The following is an 18,703-nucleotide window of genomic DNA, read 5'->3' as shown; positions in this document are numbered from 1 at the left end:
CCGAGGCGAGGCGGCGTCACCCTCGGCGAACGCAGTAGGCTCGCGCCGACCAGCCCGCAGCTCGCATGGAGGCACCGTGGCCGAGGACGACACCACCCGCGGGCCGGTCGGCGGGCACGCGCCCGCGCCCGCGCCGGGGAGCATGCGCCCCGTGCACGACGGCGCGGACCCGGAGGGCGAGGCACGTGCGCGGGCAGAGGCGAGTGTCCGCACCGTGCTGTCCTGGTCGACGACGGCGGTCGGTGCCGTGATCCTCTTCGTGTCCCTCGGCGTGCTCCCCGGCTTGGCGGGGTGGGTGTTTGGCCTGGCCGTCGGAATTGCGGTGACCTTCACGCTCCAGCTCGTCGCGTGGCCGCCGATCGTGCGGCGCGCGACGCCGTGGCTGGTGGAGCGCCGGTCGTGGAAGTCGGCCCGATGACCGCGTCGGTCGCGCTCGTCGGCTTCCGCGGGTACGGCGCGTCCTACCTCCCGCGGCTGGCGGCGCTCGAGGCGGCGGGCGCCGCGCGGCTGGGCGCCGTCGTCGGCCCGACGCCGCCGCGCGACTCGGACCCCGACGCCGCCCGCACGGTCCCGTGGTTCGCGTCGCTCGCCGACCTGCTGGAGCGCGAGGTGCCGGACATCGTCGTGGTCTGCACGCCCATCCCGACGCACCTCCCGCTGGCGCTCGAGGCGCTCCGCGCTGGCGCGGACGTCCTGGTCGAGAAGCCGACGGCCGCGTCGCTCGCCGGACACGCCGAGCTCGTCGCGACCGCTCGTGAGACGGGGCGGCTGTGCCAGGTCGGGTTCCAGACCTTCGGGTCGAGCGCTCTCGACGCCGTCCGGGCCGCCGTCGCCGACGGCGAGATCGGCGAGCTCACGGGGGCGGGCGCGGTCGGCGCCTGGACGCGCACCGCCGGCTACTGGGCCCGGTCCGCCTGGGCCGGCCGCCGCACGCTCGACGGTCACGACGTCGTCGACGGCGTGGTGACGAACCCGCTCGCGCACGCGGTCGCGACCACCCTGCACGTGGTCGGCGCGACCCGCACCGACCACGTCGCGGAGGTCGTCACCGATCTGTACCGCGCCAACCCGATCGAGGCGGACGACACGTCCGCGGTCCGGGTCACGACCGCGAGCGGGCTGCCCGTCGGCTTCGGGTTCACGCTCTGTGCCCCCGGGCAGACGCCCGCGCGCGTCCTGCTGCGGGGCACCGACGGCGAGATCACGCTCCGGTACGAGCGTGACGAGGCCGTCGTGTCGGGGAGGCGCGGCGAGCGGACGGTCCGCGGGGAGCGCGCGGACCTGCTCACCGATCTGCTCGAGGCGCGGAGGGACGGCCGCGGCCTCCGCTGCGACGTCGCCGACACGGGCGCGTTCATGCGCGTGCTCGAGGCCGTCCGCACCGCGCCCGGGCCGCGCGTCGTCGGCGGGGAGCACGTGACCTGGGAGGGTGAGGGCGACGGCAGGCACCCCGTCGTGCGCGACGTCGCCGGGTGGTGCGAACGGGTCGCGCGCGAGCAGCGGACGTTCGCCGAGCTCGGGGCGCCGTGGGCCGCACCGCGGGTCGAGGGGCACGTCGGACGCCGCGGCGCTACGGTCGCTCCATGAGCGATGGCATCCGCATGAGCCGCGAGCAGCTCGAGAACGAGCTCGCCGCGCTGCGCGAGGTGGGCTGGACGCCGGACCGCGTCAAGGCCGGGAGCCTGCGCGTCGACGAGGTGAGCGGCGCCTACCGGTTCGACGAGGCGAACGACGGCGAGCAGACCTACGCCGACCTCGCGAAGGACGTCGGCGTCCCCCTCTGACCGCGCGGTATACCGGCCGCCCGTCTACTTCGCGGAGGGGGGCTACTCGGCGAGGTTGTCGCTGATCGCGTCGAGCGCGAGCGCCTTCGCGCGGACCGCGGCCTCGCCCAGGCGCGCGGTCACGGCGGCGACGAGCCCCTCGACGAGGATGGCCTGCGGCAGCCGGGTCGCGAGCGTGATCTCGTCGCGGAACGTCAGGTCGGGCATGGTGACGACGAGGTTCGTGCCCGCGAGCTGGCTCAGGGGGCTGCGGGCGAACGCCGTCACGGCGATCACGGTCGCCCCGGCGGCGACGGCCGCGTCGGCGGCGCGCAGGCTCGCCGCGTTCGACCCCGACCCCGAGACCACGAGCAGCACGTCCCCGGGCTCGAGCAGGCGCGCGGTGATCTGCTGGTTGATGACGTCGAACGGCGCCTCGGCGGCCCGCCCCGCCCCGGTCAGCCGGGCGGCGGCGTCGAGCGCGAGCGGCCCGGACAGCCCGTTCCCGACGACGACGACGCGCCGCGCGGTCGCGAGCGCCTCCACCGCGGCCGCCACCTCGTCGCCGTCGAGGAGGGCCATCATGCCCGCGACACCAGCCGCGACCTGTCGGAATGTGTCCTCGACGATGCCGGACGCGGTGCGCGTCGCCGGCGTGCCGTTCGGTCCACCCTCGCGGGACGCGCCGTCGACGCCGGACGGCGAGCCCCGCCCCGCGCCGTCCTGCGCGGTCGCGGCGAACGCGGCGTCGCGGGCGAGCAGGACGCGGAGCTGCTGGTAGCCGGAGAACCCGAGGCTCTGGCAGGTGCGGACGACGGTCGCCCGCGAAGCGCCCGCGAGCTCGGCCACCTGCTGCGAGCTGAGCTCGACGATCTCCGCGGACCGCGCGAGCAGCACCTGCGCGACCGCCTGCTCGGTGGGCAGCAGCGACGGCAGCAGCGAGCGGATGGTCGCGATGACCTCGCCCGGCCGCGACGGCGTCACGACGACGCCCCCGGGCCGGCGGCCGCCGCGATCCGCGCGACCTCGTCGGGGGCGAGGTCGAAGAGCTCGGTCCCGTCGGCGGCGTCGGACGCGTGCGGCACGGGCACGACGACGACGCTCACCTGGCCTTCGCTCGCCACGTCGACGACGACGAAGCCCGCGCCGACCTCGGCGCGCTCGTGCCCGCAGGGCGCGAGCGGGTCGGAGGTGTTGGCGACGCCGGGCGCGACGACGACGGGCACCCCGCCGGCCGTCGTCGTGAGCGCGTGGTGGTAGTGCCCGGCGAGCACCGCGCCGACCGCGCCGGAAGCCTCGCACGCCTCGAGGAACGCGCCCGGGTCCTGCAGCTCGAGCGCCGCGAGCAGCGCGGACCGCGCGGGGACGGGCGGGTGGTGCATGACGACGACGGTCCGCCGGAGCGGCACGTAGGTCGTCTCCGCGGGCCAGGTGCGGCGGTCGGGATCCTCCATCCCTGCGAGCGCGCCGCGCAGCCGGTCGAGCTGGGCGGGGTCGAGCCGCCCGTACCCGGCGCCGGGCACGGACGTGTCGACGGTGACGATCCGGAAGCCGCGCACCAGCACCGTCCGCTCGCGCTCGCCCAGCACCTCCTCGAACCCGGCGGCGAGGTCGTGGTTGCCCATGGCGGGCACGACGACGGCACCGCGCTCGGCGGCCCAGGGCTCGACCAGGCCGAGGAGGGCCCGGTAGGACGCGGGCGTGCCGTCGTCGGACAGGTCTCCCGACAGCACGACGACGTCCACGTCCGCCACCGTGGACGCCCGGGCGAGGACGGACCGCAGCGCGGCGGTGGTGTCGACGACGCCGTAGTGCCGGGTCCCGTCGCCGAACAGGTGCGTGTCGGACAGGTGGAGGATCCGCAGCGGGCGCACGTCGGTCACCCTACGGCCCCGGGGCCGCCCGAGCGCACGTCGTCCTCGAGCACGCTGGGAGACGCCTCGCGGCGCGCGGCGCGCGCGGACCGGCGCCGCAGCGCGGTGACGACGGGCAGCTCCCAGCGGCCGGTGATGATGCGGTGCCGCACGGTCCCCGAGACCTGGTCGATGAGCATCGTCACGACCACAACGACGAGCATCAGCACCCCGACGACGTCCCACACGCGGAACTGGATGTTGTCGACGAGCATCTTGCCGATGCCGCCGGCGCCGATGAGGCCGAGGATCGCCGAGGCGCGCACGGAGATCTCGAACCGGTAGAGCCAGAACGCGAGGACCTCGGGCTGCGCGTTGGGCCAGACGCCCCACCGCATCACCTGGGCGCGCGACGCCCCGGCGGCGGTCGCGGCCTCGGTCGCGCCGCCGTCGACGGCCTCGAACGCCTCGTAGCCCCACTTGCCGAGCGTCCCGATCGAGCCGATCGCGATGGCGAGCGCGCCGGTGAACGCGGTCAGGCCGGTCACCGACAGCATGAGCACCGCGATCACGACCTCGGGGACGGCGCGGAGCAGCGCGAACACGGCCCGCAGCGGCCAGCGCACGCCGACGGGCGCGAGCCCGCGCGTCGCGAGGAGGCTGAGCGGGAACGAGATCACGATCCCGAGCGCGGTCCCGAACCACGCCATCGCGACCGACAGCATGGTCGCGGACAGCGCCTCGGGAAGCTGGGACCACGCCGGCGGCAGGAACATCAGGCCGAGGTAGTGCCAGAGCTTGCCGGGCATGCCCCACAGGGCGTCCCAGGAGATGTCGACGGACCAGAACGCGGCGACGACGACGGCCACCACCACGACCCAGAGCACCGTGCGCGCGGCGTGCGCGGGCTTGCGCGGCCGTTCCTGCGTCGCCGTGCGGCCGGGCGCGACCCGGGTGTCGACGGCGCTCATCGGACGAGCCTCTTGCGCGCGGCCGAGCTGAGGAGCTCGAGCAGGAGGACCAGGACGAGGATCTCGAGGATCACGAGCGACAGGTAGTGGTACTGGTAGAACGTGCGCACCCGGTCGATGAGCATGCCGAGGCCGCCCGCGCCGACGAGGCCGATGACCGTCGACGCGCGGATGTTGAGCTCGAGCACGTAGATCGACTGCGAGACGTACTGCGGCGCGACCTCGGGGAGCATCGCCACCCGGTCCGCCTGGACCCACGTCGCGCCCGACGCGAGCGCCGCCTCCTGTCCTCCGCGGTCGACGCCGTCGAGCGCCTCGGAGACGAGCTTGACCAGGATGCCGAGGTTGAACAGCACGAGGGACAGCACGCCCGACAGGGCCCCCGTCCCGACGACGGTCACGAAGATCGACGCGTACAGCAGGTCGGGGACGGACCGGACGACGTTCATCACGGTCCGCACGAACCCGAGCAGCGGGCCGTTCGGGTTGGTCGCGCGCGAGGCGAGGAACGACAGCGGCAGCGAGACGGCGCAGCCCACGGCTGTCCCGATCACGGCCATCTGCACCGTCTCGAGCAGGGGCTGGAGCGTCTCCCCGAAGAACGAGTAGTCCGGCTGGAAGAGCTGGACGAGGGTGTTCTGCGCGTTGCTGAAGTTCGTCGCGAGGGCACCGAGGTCGACGTCGACCGCGACCCATGACCACGCCGTGATCACGACGAGCACCGCGAGCACGACGACGCGCGCCGGCCAGCGGCGGGGCCTGGCCGGGCGCACGACGACGGCGCTCACTCCAGCACCGCCGGCGCGTCCAGGACGTCCTCCGCGGTGAGCGAGCGGCCGTAGATCTCCTCGAGGACCCGCTCGTCGGCGTCGGCGGCCGGGCCGTCGTAGACGACCTCGCCCGCGCGCAGGCCGATCATGCGCTGGCCGTAGCGGCGGGCCAGGTCGAGGAAGTGGAGGTTCACGACGACGGTGATCCCCAGCTCGGCGTTGATGCGCTGCAGGTCGCGCATCACCACGTGCGAGGTCGGCGGGTCGAGCGAGGCGACGGGCTCGTCGGCGAGGATGACGCGCGCCTGCTGCGCGAGCGTGCGCGCGATCGCGACGCGCTGCTGCTGTCCGCCCGAGAGCTCGGACGCGTTCGAGTACGCCTTCTGGACGATCTCGACCCGCTCGAGCGCCTGCATCGCGAGCTCGACGTCGTCGGCGCGCCACGCTCCGAGCAGGCTGCGCCACGTCGGCGTGTGGTGCAGGCGCCCGACGAGCACGTTGTTGAGGACCGTCGTACGGCGCGCGAGGTTGAAGCTCTGGAAGACCATCCCGACCTCCGAGCGCAGCCGGCGCTGGGCCGCGCCCCGCAGGCCGGACAGGCGGTAGGTCGCCCCGGGCGCCGCTGCGTCGTCGTCGCCGGGAGCGCTCACGTCACCGACGGTGATCTCGCCCGACGTGATGGGGACCAGGCCGTTGATCGTCCGCACGAGCGTGGACTTGCCCGCGCCCGAGAGCCCGACGACCGCGACCATCTCCCCCGGCTCGATGGTCAGCGACACGTCGCGCAGGCCCTGGTAGCCGTTCGGGTACGTGACGTTCACGTGCTCGAAGCGGATGCCCGCGCCGGTCCGGGCGGCCGCGCCGGCCGAGCCCTCGAACTGCTCCCCGCTCATGGGGTCTTCCTTCCTGAAGCGTGCTCCGGGCCGCTCGGCCCGGGACCGTCCGGCAGGGGCGCCCCGAGATCGTCGGGGCGCCCCTGCCGGGGTGTCAGCCGAGGCCGATCGACGCGGCCACGCGCTGAGTCTCGCTCAGCTTGGCCGGGTCGGCGTCGACGAGACCGGTGATCTGGTAGATCGCCGTCAGGGCCTTCACGCCGTCGGGCGTGGAGGCGTAGTCCTTCATCGCGTCCGCGATCTTCGTCTGCCACTCCTTGCTCAGGCCGGACGAGAGCGAGACGCCGTCGTTCGGGATCTCGTCCGTGAGGGCGAAGACCACGACCTTGCTGCCGACGTCGGGGGTGTCGCCCTCGACGACGGACCGTGCGTCCCAGTAGCTCGTCCCGACCTCGGCGTCGCCGTTGTAGACGGCGAGCACGCTCGCGTCGTTCGCGGTCACCTGGACGACCTTGACGTCCTTGTCGACGTCGAGGCCCGCGGTCTTCATCGCGGCCACCGGGAAGATGTACCCCGCGGGGGACGCCGCCTGGAGGAGCGAGACGGTCGCGCCCTTCATCTTCGGGAGCGAGTCGAGCCCCGCGGGGCCCGTGCCGGACTCGGTGCCGTTGCAGTACAGCATCCCGTTCTCGCCCTTGACGGGGGTGTCGGCGCAGTACTTGTCGGGGTTGTTCGTCATGAACTGGGCGGCGTACGTCGACTTGCCGTTCCGCTGCGTCTGCAGCGCGGGGACGGCGCCGTACTTGTCGCAGGCCTGGCTCATCTGCAGGCTCGGCAGCATGCCGATCTGCGCCTGGTTCGAGCCGATCGCCTCGACGGCGGCCTGGTAGTCCTGCGTGATGACGCCCTTGACGGGGATCCCGAGGCGCGACGTCAGCGCCTCCTCGAGCGGCTTGACCGTCTCGACGAGCTTCTTCGCGTCGCCCGAGGGGACGAGCGCGAGGGTGAGCTGCGTGGGGGCCTTGGCGCCGTCGTCGGCCTTGCCGGTGCAGGCCGCCGAGGCGCCCGCGGTGCCGGTGCCGGAGCCCCCGGCCGACGCGTCCTCCTGGGAGGCGCCGCAGCCGGCGAGGACGAGGGACGTGGCGAGCGCCGCGGCGCCGACGAGCCCCGCGAGTCGTGCACGTGCGATGTTCATGGCGTTCCCGTTCTGTTCTGTCCCGCCGGGGTGACGGGGGTTGCTGTTCGGGTCGGTTCGGTGGGTCGTGCGGTCCGGCTCAGGCGACGGCCGCGAGGCCGTGGACCACGGGCTCGTGGCGGCCGACGAACCCGGTGGGGTCGGCCGCCCACTCCCGGATCGCCGGGAAGAGCTCCTCGAAGGTCCGGGCGGCCGCGTGCGCGGGCCCGGGTCGGTGACCGAAGCGGTCGATGAGCGCGGTGGCGCAGCCGGCGGCGAGCGGGGGCTCGACGTCGTTGCGCCACACGTCGCCGACGGCGAGCACGGCCGCGGGGGGCCGGCCGGCGAGGTACGCGGGGAGGATGCCGTCCCAGCCCGCGGGCTTGGCTGCCGACGTGACGACGTCGTCGAGCACGTCCGCGAGGCCGAGCCTCGCGAGGGTCTCGGTGACGCCGCGCGGCGGGGCGTTGGTGACGAGGACCCGCTCCACCTGCGGGCCGAGTTCGTCGAGGAGGGCGACGAGGCCCTCGGGGGCGGCCACCTCGAGGCCGGACGTCGCGAGGGCCTCGCGCGACGCCGTGTACGCGGCGTCGAGCTGCGCGGGCGTGGCGTAGCGAGCGGCGAGGGCTGCGACGGCGGCGTATCCGTCCACGGGGGTGTCGGCCGTCGCGGCGGCCGCGGCGGAGTCGAGGTAGGCCTCGAGCCCCTGGCGCAGCTCGTCGGACAGGGCGCGCCCCGCGGCGCGGTCGGCGTCGGTGGTGGCGGCGTCGGTCGTGGTGGCGGCGTCGAGGACGCCGGCGACGACGGCCTCGGCGTAGGCGCGGACGGGTCCGTCGCCGACGCAGACGGTGCCGTCGAAGTCGAGCAGGAGCACAGCAGGGCGGTTCACGGCAGCGATGCTAGCCCGGCCATGGACGCTTCGTTCACGAAATCCGGCTCCACGGAACAACTGTTCACAGATCGTTAACGTGCGCTGAGACAATGCGACGGTGACCGAGGCCGCCGACCGCACCGACTCCGAGCCCGCGCTCTTCCCCCTGCCCGACGGCGCCCGCGTCCCCGCGCGGCGCGTCGTCCTCCTCACCGGGGCCTCGGGCTCGGGCAAGACGTCGCTCACCCGCCGGCTCGGGCTCCCCGTCGTCGAGCTCGACGACTTCTACCACGACGGCGACCACCCCGACCTGCCGCACCGGTTCGGCATCGTCGACTGGGACGACCCCGCGAGCTGGGACGGCGCCGCCGCCCTCGTGGCACTGGATCGGCTCTGCCGCGACGGACGCGCCGAGGTGCCCGTCTACGACATCTCGACGTCGCGCCGCACGGGCTCCACGCAGCTCGACGTGACCGGGGCACCGCTCCTCGTGGCGGAGGGCATCTTCGCCGCCCAGCTCGTCGACGCCTGCCGCGCCGAGGGCATCCTCGCGGACGCGATCTGCCTGCGCCGCCCGCGCGTCGTCACCGCCTGGTACCGGCTGCTGCGCGACCTCGGCGAGATGCGCAAGCCGCCCCTCACGCTGCTGCGCCGGGGCTGGGGGCTGCTGCGGGCCGAGCCCGCGCTCGTGCGGCGCTGGGTCGCGCTCGGCTGCCGCCCCATGGGTCCGGCCGAGGCCGAACGGACGATCCGGGCCCTCGCCCGCTGACCCGCGTCACCGTCGGCGCACGGACGTCACCGCCGGCGGGTTCGAGCGTTGACCCTGCCGTAACAGCGCGGACATCCCCCGGCCACGGGCGGCCCGCATGCTCGCGGCAGGAGGTGGGTCATGACCACGAGGCCGTTGCGGGTGCTGTCGGTGTACGAGGGGTTCTTCAGCGGTGGTGCGCGCGCGCTCCACACGAGCGTGGTGACGGGGCTGCACACGGGCGGCACGCAGACCCATCGCGTGCTCGCGATCCACCGCGAGGTGCAGCGCGAGAGCCTGCGCCAACGCATGGCGGACGACCCGCGCTACCGTGCCCTGCGCCAGGCCGGGGTGCGCGTGTCGAGCCTCGGGCGCGGCTGGGACGACCCGGCGGACCGGCCGTTCGACCCGACCGAGCTGGCGCGGGCGGCGCGGCAGGCCGCGGCGTCCGACGTCGTGCTGACGCTCAAGGAGCAGCCGCTGCGCCTGGTCGCGACCGACGCCTTCGGGGACGCGCCGGTCGTGGCGTGCCTGCACCGCTCGGACCCCGAGCACTCGGGGCGCGGCCTGGGGGACCTGCTGGCCGCCGCGGCGTCGGGCCGGCTCGCGGGCGCCGTCTGCTGCGCGTACTCGACCCGCGACGCGTACGCCGCGGCGGGCGTGCCCGAGCACCTGCTCACGGTCGTGCCCAACGGCATCGACCTGCTGCGCTTCCGGCCGGCCGGGGTCGGGCGCCGCGCGACCCTGCGCGTGAGGTCGGGCATCCCGGTCGACGCGTCCGTCGTCGTGCTGGCCGCCCGCTACGACACGATGAAGGACGTCCCGCTGTTCCTCGCGGCCGCGCGGGTGCACCTCGCCGCCGACGACGCCGCCCACGTCGTCGCGTGCGGCGCCGGCATGAGCCTCGCGAACCCGGGACTGGTGGACGACGTCGAGCGCGCGTTCGGGGACCGGCCCGACCTCCTCGACCGGCTCCACCTGCTCGGGGTCCGGGACGACGTGCCGTCGATCCTCGCGACCGCCGACGTCGTCGCGCTCACGTCGTCGTTCGGGGAGGCGGCGCCGCTGTGCCTCATCGAGGGCGCGATGTGCGGGGCCGTGCCGGTGACGACCGCCGTGGGCGACAGCGAGCGGATCGTCGACGGCATCGGGCTCGTCGTCGCGCGCGACCCGCACGCCGTCGCCGCCGGCTGGGCCGAGGGCGTGTCCCGGCGCGACGAGCTGACCCCGGCCCTCGTCCGCAGCCGTTCGCGCTTCAGCCGGACGCGGATGGTCGCGGCGTACGGGGGCGTCGTCGAGCGGGTCGCCGGCGGGCGCGGCGTCGGGCGGCGGGTCGAATCGATGCGAGGGGTGCCCGTGCGGGTGCGATGATCGGCGCATGACTGCGACGAAGCGGATCCTGTTCCTCGGCGGCAGCGGCGTCATCTCCGCGGCCACCGTCCAGCGTGCGGTCGAGGCGGGGCACCATGTGACCGTCCTCAACCGCGGCACCACCAGCCTGCGCCCCCTGCCCGACGACGTCCGCCGCCTCACCGGCGACCTGCGCGACCCGGCGTCGCTCGACGCCGCGCTCGGCGGCGAGGAGTTCGACGTCGTCGCGCAGTTCATGGCGTTCACCACCGAGCACGTCGCCGCGGACGTCGAACGGTTCGACGGGCGCGTCGGGCAGTACGTGTTCATCAGCTCGGCGTCGGCGTACCAGAAGCCGCCGGCGCGGCTGCCCGTGACCGAGTCGACGCCGCTGCGCAACCCGTTCTGGCAGTACTCGCGCGACAAGGCCGCGTGCGAGGACCTGCTCGTCGCCGCGTACCGCGACCGCGGGTTCCCGGGCACGATCATCCGGCCGTCCCACACGTACGACCGCACCATCCTGCCGACCATGGGCGGCTGGACCGACGTCGCCCGGATGCGGGCCGGCAAGCCCGTCGTCGTGCACGGGGACGGCACCAGCCTGTGGACGCTCACGCACGCGCAGGACGTCGCCGTCGGGCTCGCCGGGCTGCTCGGGCACCCCGCCGCGACCGGCGAGGCGTTCACGCTGACCGGCGACCACACGCCCACGTGGGACCAGGTCTACACGTGGCTCGGGCAGGCCGCGGGGGTCGAGGCGGAGCTCGTGCACGTCGCGTCCGAGACCATCGCGCTCGCGTCCCCCGAGCACGGGCCCGGGCTGCTGGGCGACAAGGCGCACTCGATGGTCTTCGACAACGCCAAGGTCCGTGCCCTCGTCCCGGAGTTCCGGACCACGACGACGTACGACGAGGGCGCCGCCGAGCAGGTCGCCTGGTTCGACGCGCACTCGCACTACCAGGACGTCGACCCCGCGTTCGACGCGCTGTCCGACCGCCTGGTCGCCCACGCCCGCGCGATCTGACCCCAACCCGACCGCGAGGTAGACGGGCCGATTCAGCGGGCGGGGCGGTGCGGGGCGACAGCCTCGTAGGTGCGGCGCAGGGCGTCGGCTGCAGTGTCGAAGCTGCGCTGCACGACGCGGACGAACAGGATGTCGACGATCGCGAGCTGGGCGGTCCGGCTCACCATGGCGCCCGCGCGGAACAGGCTCTCGCGCACCTGGGTGGTCAGGACGACGTCGGCGTGCTGGTCCACCGACGTCCCGGTCCCGTTGGTGACGGCGACGGTCGTCGCGCCGGCGGCCCGCGCGGCGGCGAGCACGTCGAGGGTCTCGTGGGTCGCGCCGGAGTGCGTGAACCCGATCGCGACGTCGCCGGGCTCGAGGAGCGCGACCTGCGCGAGCGTCTGGTGCACGTCCGACGAGCACCCGACGGCGAAGCGGACGCGCGACAGCTTCTGGAAGAGGTCCTGCGCCGCCAGCCCGGACGCCCCCGCTCCGTACACCTCGACGCGCCGGGCACCGAGAAGGGCCTCGACCACCCGGTCGACGGCGGCCACGTCGAGCTGGTCGCCCAGCGCGCGCAGCGCTTGGACCTCCTGGAAGACGACCTTCGCGACGGTCTCGGCGGCGGTATCGGTGGGGTCGATCTCGGCGTCGTCGATGTGGAAGTGGTCGCGCGCAGCGCCCTCGCGCGAGAGCGCCTCGACGACCGCGAGGCGGAAGTCCCGGTACCCCCCGTACCCGAGCGACTGGCAGTAGCGGGCCACCGTCGCCTGGGACGTGCCCGACGCCCGCGCGATCTCGGTGATCGTGGACGCCGCGACGATCTCAGGACGCGCCGCCACGAGCTGTGCGACCCGGGCCTCCGCCGCGCGCGGCGCCTCGAGCGAGCGGCGGATCTCCAGCAGGACGTCGGTCACGTCGTCGCCTCGAGCGCGTCGCGCAGGCGGCCGTCGTGCGCGGCGAGCAGGTCGAGCGCCTCCGGGCCCGGCAGGTCCTTCATGCAGACCAGGATCGCAGCCTTCACCGCTCCCCCGGTGTCACGCAGCGCCGCACGCGCCGCGTCCTCGTCCACGCCCGTGACCAGCATGACCGTCCGCTCCCCCCGGGCCAGGAGCTTCTCGTTCGACGTCTGCAGGTCCACCATGTGCCCGGCGTACGTCTTGCCGAGCCGGATCATCGTGACGGTCGAGATCGTGTTGAGCACGAGCTTCTGCGCGGTGCCCGCCTTGAGCCGGGTCGACCCGGCGACGACCTCCGGCCCGACGACGACCTCGATGCCGACGTCCGCGAGCGCCGCGACCGCCGTCCCCCGGTTGCACGCGACAGCGACGGTGCCCGCCCCGACGCCGCGCGCGTGCGCGAGCCCGCCCACGACGTACGGGGTCCGCCCCGACGCCGTGATCCCGACGACGACGTCGTCCGGCCCGACGCCAGCCGCCTCGAGGTCCGCGGCGCCGAGGCTCGCGTCGTCCTCGGCGCCCTCGATCGAGCTGACGAGCGCGGCGGGCCCGCCCGCGATGATCCCGACGACGCGGCTCGGGTCGAGCCCGAACGTGGGCGGGATCTCGCTGGCGTCGAGCACACCGAGCCTGCCGGGCGTCCCGGCCCCGAGGTAGACGAGGCGGCCACCGCGGCGCATCCGTTCCGCGACGAGGTCCACGGCCCGGGCGATGTCGTCGGCCCGGGCGAGGACCGCGTCGGCGACCTGGCGGCCGTCGTCGAGCATGACGCGGACGACGTCGCGGGTGGGCAGCACGTCCAGGTCGGCGAACTCGGCGGCGGCGTGCTCGGTGGTGAGCCCTTCCAGCTCGGTGCGCAGGCGGGCGATGCGGTCAGACCGGGTCACGGCGGCTCACCGTCCTCTCGTAGGGGGTGGTGGGGTCGGCGGCGAGGAGCAGCCCGCCGTGGGGCGGCGCCGACTCGGGCACGACGACGGAGCCCGGGCCGAGCACGGCACGGAGCGCGGAGGCGAAGGGCTCGGCGGTGGCGATGCCGCCGACCGGCGCGTAGGGCGCGGTGGCGTGGGAGCACGCGTCGGCGACGGCGCGCACGGCTTCGGCGACGATCGTCCGCGCGACGCCGTCGCCCTGCGACGCCGCGGCGAGCACGTGGGGGGCGAACGACGCGAGCGTCCGTGCGGGCGCGTCGGCGCCGGCGACGCGGGCCGGCAGGGCGTCCGGCGGCCCGCCCCACGCGCCCGCCCGGTCGGTCAGCGCGGTCGGCTCGCCCCGCCCCTCGTGGGCCCGGAGCACGGCGCGGAGCCCCGCGCGGCCGAGCCAGGTCCCGCTGCCGTCGTCGCCGAGCCACGGGCCCCAGCCGTCGAGCGTGCGCAGGTCTCCGGACCTGTCGAGCTCGACGAGCACCGTCCCCGTCCCGACCGCCACGACCGTGCCCGGCCGCCCGGCGAACGCGCCGGCGTGCGCGACCGTGGCGTCGGACGTGACGGCGACGGGCGCCCCGCACGCGGCCGCGAGCTCCGTGGCGAGCCGGGCGGCGGCGTCCGGGGCTGCGAGCGCACCGGCGGCGCCGACGCCGACCGCCCGAAGCGTCCCGGCGCCGGCCGCCGCCGCCCGCAGGCCGGCGAGCACCGCGTCGACGGCGCGCGCGACCCCGTCGGGGGACGCGAGCCCCGGCGCACCGACGGCCTCGCCGACCCGCTCGCCGTTCGCGTCCCGGACGACCACGCGGCACGACGTCTTGCCGAGGTCGACGCCGGCCACGCCCGTCGCCCCGCCCGCCGTCACGACGCCGCCCCACGGCCGCTGCTCACGGTCAGCCGGGCGACGTCGTCGACGGGCGCGGCGAGCGCCTCCGCGAAGGCCGGCCCGCCGAACGCCCAGCCCGCGAGGTGCCCGGCGACCCGCGGCCGACCCGCGGTGCGCGTGGGCAGGTCGAGCGGGAGGCGCCGCGCCGAGAGGTACCCGAGCACCGCGAACATCACGGCCTCGCGCGCGTCCGGGTCGATGCCGTGCGCCGCGCTGGACTCGAGCCGCACGGCGTCAGGACCGGCCTCCCGGTCGAGCGCCGCCCGCAGCGCGGCGACGAGCGCGGGGTTCCGCATGCCGCCGCCCGACCCGATCAGGAGCCCCGGCAGGCCCGCGCCCAGCCCCGCGACGCCTCGCGCGACCGTCCGGGCCGTGAGCTCGACGAGCGTCGCGCACTGGTCCTCGAGCCCGACCGTCCGGCCCGCGGCGTGAGCGCGGTCGAGCGCGGCGTCGACGACGGCGACCGAGAAGGTCTCCCGACCGGTCGTCGTCGGCGGGCGGCGGAAGTAGGGGTGGTCGAGCAGCGCGGCGAGCAGCGCCTCGTCGACGCGGCCGGCCCGCGCGAGCGCCCCGTCGGCGTCGTACGGGCGGCCGGTCGCGCGTCGCACGACCGCGTCGAGCAGCCCGTTCCCGGGCCCGGTGTCGAACGCCTCCACGCCGCCCGGCCGCACGCGCTGGACGTTCGCGATCCCGCCGAGGTTGAGGGTCGCGACGCCGCCCGGCCCGGCCTGCGCGGCGAGGTCGCGCAGCCAGAGCCGGTCGAACGCGGCGATCAACGGCGCACCGGCTCCCCCGGCGGCGACGTCGGCGACGCGCAGGTCGAACAGCACGGGGGTGGCGAGCGCCTCGGCGAGCCACGCGGGCTGGCCGACCTGGAGCGTGCCCCAGGTGCGGCCGTCCCGGGTGCCGTGGAAGACGGTCTGGCCGGGCGAGACGACGAGGTCCACGGCCCCGCGCTCCGCCACGACCGCGCGACCGGCGTCGGCGAGACCCAGGCCGACCGCCGTCTCGAGCCGGCACCACGCGCCGGGATCGAGAGGAACGCCCTCGACCGCTTGCAGCACGGCCGCCTGCGCCTCGGCCTCCCACGCGACGGTCCGCACGTCGAGCACGCGCACGTCGAGGTCGGGGCGCCGCGGCTCCCCCGACGCCGCGACCTCGACCAGCGCCGCGTCGACGCCGTCCGCTGACGTCCCCGACTGCAGAGCCAGCACCCTCATCGCAGCGCCCCCGGGGCGGAGGCGCGGCCGGCAGCTGCGGGCGTCGCGCGGCTGTCGACCACCGAGTCGGCGCCGAGCCCCGCGAGCACCCGGTCGAGGACGCGCACCGAGAACCGCGAGTCGGCGCCCAGCGGGACGCGCGGCACGCCCGCGCGCACGACGGAGCCGGGCACGTGCGCCTCGGGCGCCCCGACGTCGACGACGAGCGCCAGACGACCCTGCTCGCGCAGCCACTGCACCGCGGCCCGCTGCCTGCGGTCGGAGAGCCGGTCCACGACGACGGCAACGCCGGTCGCCCCCGGCGTCACGTGCTGCTCGAGCGCGGGGACGACGGGGTGCGCGCGCGACGCCACGGCCGCGGTGGCGGCGGCCCGCGCGTCGCGCACGGAGCCGAAGGGCGCGGGCGCCGACGACCCCGAGCGGGCGAGGACCGCGCCGGCGACGCGCGCGACGGCGTCGTCGAGGTCCAGGGCGCGGGCTACCGGCCCGGCGACGGCGGGCGTCGCAGCCCCCGCCGCCGTCGGGCCGCCGTTTCCGGAGACGCGCAGTGTCGCGACACGCAGCGACGCCTGCTCCAGCCGGTCGCGGTCGAGGTTGCCCTCCCGGACAGCATCGACGACGGCGCTGTGTACCGCCAGGTAGAGCGCTTCGTCGTCGGTCCCGGCAGAGCCGTCGCCGGGAGAGCCCCCGGCGGCGAAGCCCGGATTTCCCAGGCAGACGAGGTCGACGCCGGCCCGCAACGCGGCGACGGCACCGGCGGGCGTGCCGTAGGTGGCGCGGATGGCGGCCATGTCGATCGCGTCGGTCACGACCGGCCCGTCGAAGCCGAGCGCGCGCAGCTCGCCGATCAGGGTGGCGTTCACCGTCGCGGGCGCCGGACCGGCCTCGGGCACGACGACGTGCGCCGTCATGACGGCCGCGACCCCGGCCTGGACCGCTGCACGGAACGGGAGGTCGTGGCCGGCGTCGAGCACGGCGCGCGGGACCATGGGCAGGTCGACGTGCGAGTCGACCGAGGTCGCGCCGTGGCCGGGCCAGTGCTTCGCGCACGCGGCGACGCCGGCCGCCTGGATCCCGCGGACGGCCGCCGCGACGTGCCGCGCCACGAGCCCCGGGTCCGAGCCGAACGCGCGCGGGCCTATCACGGGGTTGCGCGGGTCGGACGCGACGTCCGCGTCCGGGGCCAGGACGAGCGTGACGCCCGCCGCCCGGACGCGCTCGCCCAGCGCACGCCCGACGGCCTCGGTGAGCGCCACGTCGTCGACGAGGCCGAGCTGCGCGGGCGAGGGCAGCGTCGAGCCGTGGGCCGACTCGAGCCGGGTCACGACCCCGCCCTCCTCGTCGACCGCGACGACCGGCGCCCCGGCGTGCTCGCGCAGGGCGGCCGTCAGCCGGGCCGGCTGGGCCCGGTCGTCCGGGTCGAGGTTCTGCGCGAACAGCACGACGCCGGCCAGGCCGTCGTCGAGCGCGCGCGCCAGCCATCCCGGGACCGTCCGGCCCAGGAAGCCGGGCAGCAGCACGCTCGCCGCGAGCCGGTCGAGCTCGCGGTCCGGGCCGCCGCCGTGCACGCTCATCCCTTGACCGCCCCGGCGACGAGCCCCGCGGACAGCCGCTTCTGGACCAGGATGAAGAAGATCATGACGGGCACGGTGATGATCGTGGAGCCCGCCATGATGGAGCCCCAGTCGTTCGAGTTCTGCTGGAAGAACGACTTGAGTCCGATCGCCACGGTGTACTTGTCGGCCTCGCCGCCCAGCAGGGTCATGGCGAAGATGAACTCGTTCCAGGCGGTGATGAAGCTGAAGATGCTGGTCGCGACGAGCCCTGGCGCCACGAGCGGCAGCAGCACCGAGCGGAACATCCGGGACCAGCTCGCGCCGTCCAGGTACGCGGCCTCCTCGAGCTCGACGGGCACCGCCGCCACGAACCCGCGCAGCATCCAGATCCCGAACGGCAGCGCGAGCGACACGTAGACGATCACGAGGCCTGTGAGCGTGCCGAGGAGCTTGAGGTCGCGGATCTGCACGAAGAGCGGGATCACGAGCGCCTCGAGCGGCACCATCTGCACGACGAGGATCAGCATGAGCATCTGCGTGCGGAACCTGAACCGGAACCGCGCGACCGCGACCGACGCGAGCAGCGCCACGACGCCGGACACCACGACGGTCGCGAGCGCCACCACGACGGAGTTGCGCAGGAACGTGCCGAACCCGCCGTCCGTCAGGACGTACGAGAAGTTGTGGAGGGTGAGCTCGCGCGGCAGCAGGGTCGCGCCGCCCTGCCCGGCGCGGCCGTCGAACGCGCTGACGAGCATCCAGTACGTCGGGAAGAGCGTGAAGACGAGCAGCAGGACGACGAGGACCGCCTTGACAGCCTTCACGGAGGCCGAGGACCGCCTCACAGGTCCTTCTCCTCTCGCAGGATCGTCCGCACGTACACCGCGGTGATGACGAGCAGCAGCAGCGTGAGCAGGACGGCGATCGCGGACCCGAAGCCGTACCGGTTCTGGCCGAACGACTCGACGTACGACCACACGCCCAGGTTGAGGACGTCCCGGTTCGAGCCCGCTCCGCCCGGCATGAGATACACCTGCGCGAAGACCTTGAAGTCCCAGATCGTCGACAGGATGATCACGACCGCGAACACCTGGCGCAGCTGCGGGAACGTGATCTGGAAGAAGCGGCGGAACGCGCCCGCGCCGTCGACCTCCGCGGCCTCGTGGATCTCGCGCGGCACCCCCAGCAGGCCAGCGAGCACGGTGACCGCGACGAACGGGAACCCGTGGTGGATGACGTTGAGCAGGACGATCCCGTAGAACGACCACCGGTCCGTGAACCAGTTGACCGGCTGGTCGATCAGCCCGAGCGACGTGAGCACCTGGTTGACGACGCCGTGGTCCGCGTCGAAGATCCACACCCACACGTACGTGCCCGTGACCGCGGGCATCGCCCACGCGGCCATGATGGCGCCCGTGACGAACCCGCGGGTGCGCGGTCCGAGCGACTGCAGGAGCAGCGCCACGAGCGTCCCGAAGACGACGGTCCCCGTGACGGACAGGACCGCGAAGCCCACCGTGTTGGGCAGGACGACGGCCCACAGGTCGTGCGAGGTGAGGATCTCACTGAAGTTCGCGAACCCGATCCAGTTCGTGCTCCCCGAGACGATCTCGCGCAGGCCGTAGTCCTGCAGCGAGAACATCGCCACCCGGACCAGCGGCCACAGCAGGAGCACGCCGAGGATCACCAGGGCCGGCGCCAGCAGCAGCCAGGGCCGGATCCGCGCGATCCCGCGACGGCTCGGGCCGCGGGCCGCCTGCGGCCCCCCGTCCGGGGCGGCCTGCGAGGAGGCCGCCCCGGCCGGGGTCGGGTACGTCACCGCC

At 75.1% G+C, this 18,703-nt stretch carries 20 protein-coding genes; 6 read left to right on the top strand and 14 right to left on the bottom strand.

From position 1 onward, the window contains the following. Positions 1-76 precede the first annotated feature (76 nt). From ACLQ14_RS11680 to ACLQ14_RS11670, 3 genes are read left to right on the top strand one after another with little or no spacing between them, the layout of a single operon-like run. On the top strand, positions 77-418 hold the full coding sequence (locus ACLQ14_RS11680; RefSeq protein WP_425813123.1) for a hypothetical protein: 342 nt from the start codon (positions 77-79) through the stop codon (positions 416-418). Further along, positions 400-1,587, top strand: coding sequence for a Gfo/Idh/MocA family protein (locus ACLQ14_RS11675; RefSeq protein ID WP_425813121.1), 1,188 nt, complete (start codon positions 400-402; stop codon positions 1,585-1,587). The genes ACLQ14_RS11680 and ACLQ14_RS11675 overlap by 19 nt, the downstream gene beginning before the upstream one ends. Beyond that, a complete protein-coding gene (locus ACLQ14_RS11670; RefSeq protein ID WP_425813119.1) occupies positions 1,584-1,784 on the top strand; it encodes a hypothetical protein in 201 nt (66 codons plus the stop codon). The genes ACLQ14_RS11675 and ACLQ14_RS11670 overlap by 4 nt, the downstream gene beginning before the upstream one ends. Before the next feature lie 42 nt (positions 1,785-1,826). Here the strand turns inward: ACLQ14_RS11670 and ACLQ14_RS11665 are convergent, their stop codons facing one another. The 7 genes from ACLQ14_RS11665 to ACLQ14_RS11635 all read right to left on the bottom strand — a co-directional run bounded on the left by ACLQ14_RS11665 (position 1,827) and on the right by ACLQ14_RS11635 (position 8,253). Continuing rightward, positions 1,827-2,747: a MurR/RpiR family transcriptional regulator gene (locus ACLQ14_RS11665; protein ID WP_425813117.1), complete on the bottom strand. Its 921-nt coding sequence runs from the start codon at positions 2,745-2,747 to the stop codon at positions 1,827-1,829. Further along, the gene (locus tag ACLQ14_RS11660) at positions 2,744-3,637 is read right to left on the bottom strand and encodes a metallophosphoesterase (RefSeq protein ID WP_425813115.1); all 894 of its coding nucleotides are present in this window, start codon (positions 3,635-3,637) and stop codon (positions 2,744-2,746) included. The genes ACLQ14_RS11665 and ACLQ14_RS11660 overlap by 4 nt, the downstream gene beginning before the upstream one ends. Positions 3,638-3,642: 5 nt before the next feature. After that, positions 3,643-4,587, bottom strand: coding sequence for a phosphonate ABC transporter, permease protein PhnE (gene phnE, locus ACLQ14_RS11655; protein WP_425813113.1), 945 nt, complete (start codon positions 4,585-4,587; stop codon positions 3,643-3,645). Beyond that, positions 4,584-5,375 carry a phosphonate ABC transporter, permease protein PhnE gene (phnE, locus tag ACLQ14_RS11650; protein WP_425813111.1) on the bottom strand — a complete coding sequence of 264 codons (792 nt, stop codon included), beginning with the start codon at positions 5,373-5,375 and terminating at the stop codon, positions 4,584-4,586. The genes phnE (ACLQ14_RS11655) and phnE (ACLQ14_RS11650) overlap by 4 nt, the downstream gene beginning before the upstream one ends. Continuing rightward, positions 5,372-6,250, bottom strand: a complete 879-nt coding sequence (gene phnC, locus ACLQ14_RS11645) for a phosphonate ABC transporter ATP-binding protein (RefSeq protein WP_425813109.1) — start codon at positions 6,248-6,250, stop codon at positions 5,372-5,374. The genes phnE (ACLQ14_RS11650) and phnC overlap by 4 nt, the downstream gene beginning before the upstream one ends. A gap of 94 nt (positions 6,251-6,344) precedes the next feature. Next, a complete protein-coding gene (phnD, locus tag ACLQ14_RS11640; protein WP_425813107.1) occupies positions 6,345-7,385 on the bottom strand; it encodes a phosphate/phosphite/phosphonate ABC transporter substrate-binding protein in 1,041 nt (346 codons plus the stop codon). Between the two features lie 79 nt (positions 7,386-7,464). Next, on the bottom strand, positions 7,465-8,253 hold the full coding sequence (locus ACLQ14_RS11635; protein ID WP_425813105.1) for an HAD family hydrolase: 789 nt from the start codon (positions 8,251-8,253) through the stop codon (positions 7,465-7,467). 100 nt (positions 8,254-8,353) lie between these two features. On the opposite strand from ACLQ14_RS11635, the gene ACLQ14_RS11630 reads away from it, so the two are divergent. The 3 genes from ACLQ14_RS11630 (at position 8,354) to ACLQ14_RS11620 (ending at position 11,357) form a co-directional block, all read left to right on the top strand. Continuing rightward, positions 8,354-9,004 carry a uridine kinase family protein gene (locus ACLQ14_RS11630; RefSeq protein WP_425813103.1) on the top strand — a complete coding sequence of 217 codons (651 nt, stop codon included), beginning with the start codon at positions 8,354-8,356 and terminating at the stop codon, positions 9,002-9,004. Between the two features lie 120 nt (positions 9,005-9,124). Next, positions 9,125-10,354, top strand: coding sequence for a glycosyltransferase (locus tag ACLQ14_RS11625; protein ID WP_425813101.1), 1,230 nt, complete (start codon positions 9,125-9,127; stop codon positions 10,352-10,354). A gap of 7 nt (positions 10,355-10,361) precedes the next feature. After that, positions 10,362-11,357: an SDR family oxidoreductase gene (locus ACLQ14_RS11620; protein ID WP_425813099.1), complete on the top strand. Its 996-nt coding sequence runs from the start codon at positions 10,362-10,364 to the stop codon at positions 11,355-11,357. Between the two features lie 32 nt (positions 11,358-11,389). Here the strand turns inward: ACLQ14_RS11620 and ACLQ14_RS11615 are convergent, their stop codons facing one another. From ACLQ14_RS11615 to ACLQ14_RS11585, 7 genes are read right to left on the bottom strand one after another with little or no spacing between them, the layout of a single operon-like run. Beyond that, the gene (locus ACLQ14_RS11615; protein WP_425813097.1) at positions 11,390-12,256 is read right to left on the bottom strand and encodes a MurR/RpiR family transcriptional regulator; all 867 of its coding nucleotides are present in this window, start codon (positions 12,254-12,256) and stop codon (positions 11,390-11,392) included. Then, positions 12,253-13,185 (bottom strand): N-acetylmuramic acid 6-phosphate etherase, encoded by a 933-nt coding sequence (gene murQ, locus ACLQ14_RS11610; RefSeq protein WP_425813095.1) that lies wholly within the window; start codon positions 13,183-13,185, stop codon positions 12,253-12,255. The genes ACLQ14_RS11615 and murQ overlap by 4 nt, the downstream gene beginning before the upstream one ends. Next, positions 13,172-14,083, bottom strand: a complete 912-nt coding sequence (locus tag ACLQ14_RS11605) for an N-acetylglucosamine kinase (RefSeq protein WP_425813093.1) — start codon at positions 14,081-14,083, stop codon at positions 13,172-13,174. Before ACLQ14_RS11605 ends, murQ begins: the two co-directional genes overlap by 14 nt. Beyond that, positions 14,080-15,324 carry an anhydro-N-acetylmuramic acid kinase gene (locus tag ACLQ14_RS11600; protein ID WP_425813091.1) on the bottom strand — a complete coding sequence of 415 codons (1,245 nt, stop codon included), beginning with the start codon at positions 15,322-15,324 and terminating at the stop codon, positions 14,080-14,082. The genes ACLQ14_RS11605 and ACLQ14_RS11600 overlap by 4 nt, the downstream gene beginning before the upstream one ends. After that, the gene (locus tag ACLQ14_RS11595) at positions 15,321-16,898 is read right to left on the bottom strand and encodes a glycoside hydrolase family 3 N-terminal domain-containing protein (RefSeq protein ID WP_425813089.1); all 1,578 of its coding nucleotides are present in this window, start codon (positions 16,896-16,898) and stop codon (positions 15,321-15,323) included. Before ACLQ14_RS11595 ends, ACLQ14_RS11600 begins: the two co-directional genes overlap by 4 nt. After that, positions 16,895-17,725, bottom strand: coding sequence for a carbohydrate ABC transporter permease (locus tag ACLQ14_RS11590; RefSeq protein ID WP_425813087.1), 831 nt, complete (start codon positions 17,723-17,725; stop codon positions 16,895-16,897). Before ACLQ14_RS11590 ends, ACLQ14_RS11595 begins: the two co-directional genes overlap by 4 nt. Then, on the bottom strand, positions 17,722-18,699 hold the full coding sequence (locus ACLQ14_RS11585; RefSeq protein WP_425813085.1) for a carbohydrate ABC transporter permease: 978 nt from the start codon (positions 18,697-18,699) through the stop codon (positions 17,722-17,724). The genes ACLQ14_RS11590 and ACLQ14_RS11585 overlap by 4 nt, the downstream gene beginning before the upstream one ends. Positions 18,700-18,703: the final 4 nt, after the last annotated feature.

Source organism: Luteimicrobium sp. DT211, from assembly GCF_049844995.1.
Lineage (GTDB): Bacteria > Actinomycetota > Actinomycetes > Actinomycetales > Cellulomonadaceae > Luteimicrobium.
Note: the sequence above shows the minus strand (reverse complement) of the source record. Positions and strands in the feature narration are given on the sequence as shown.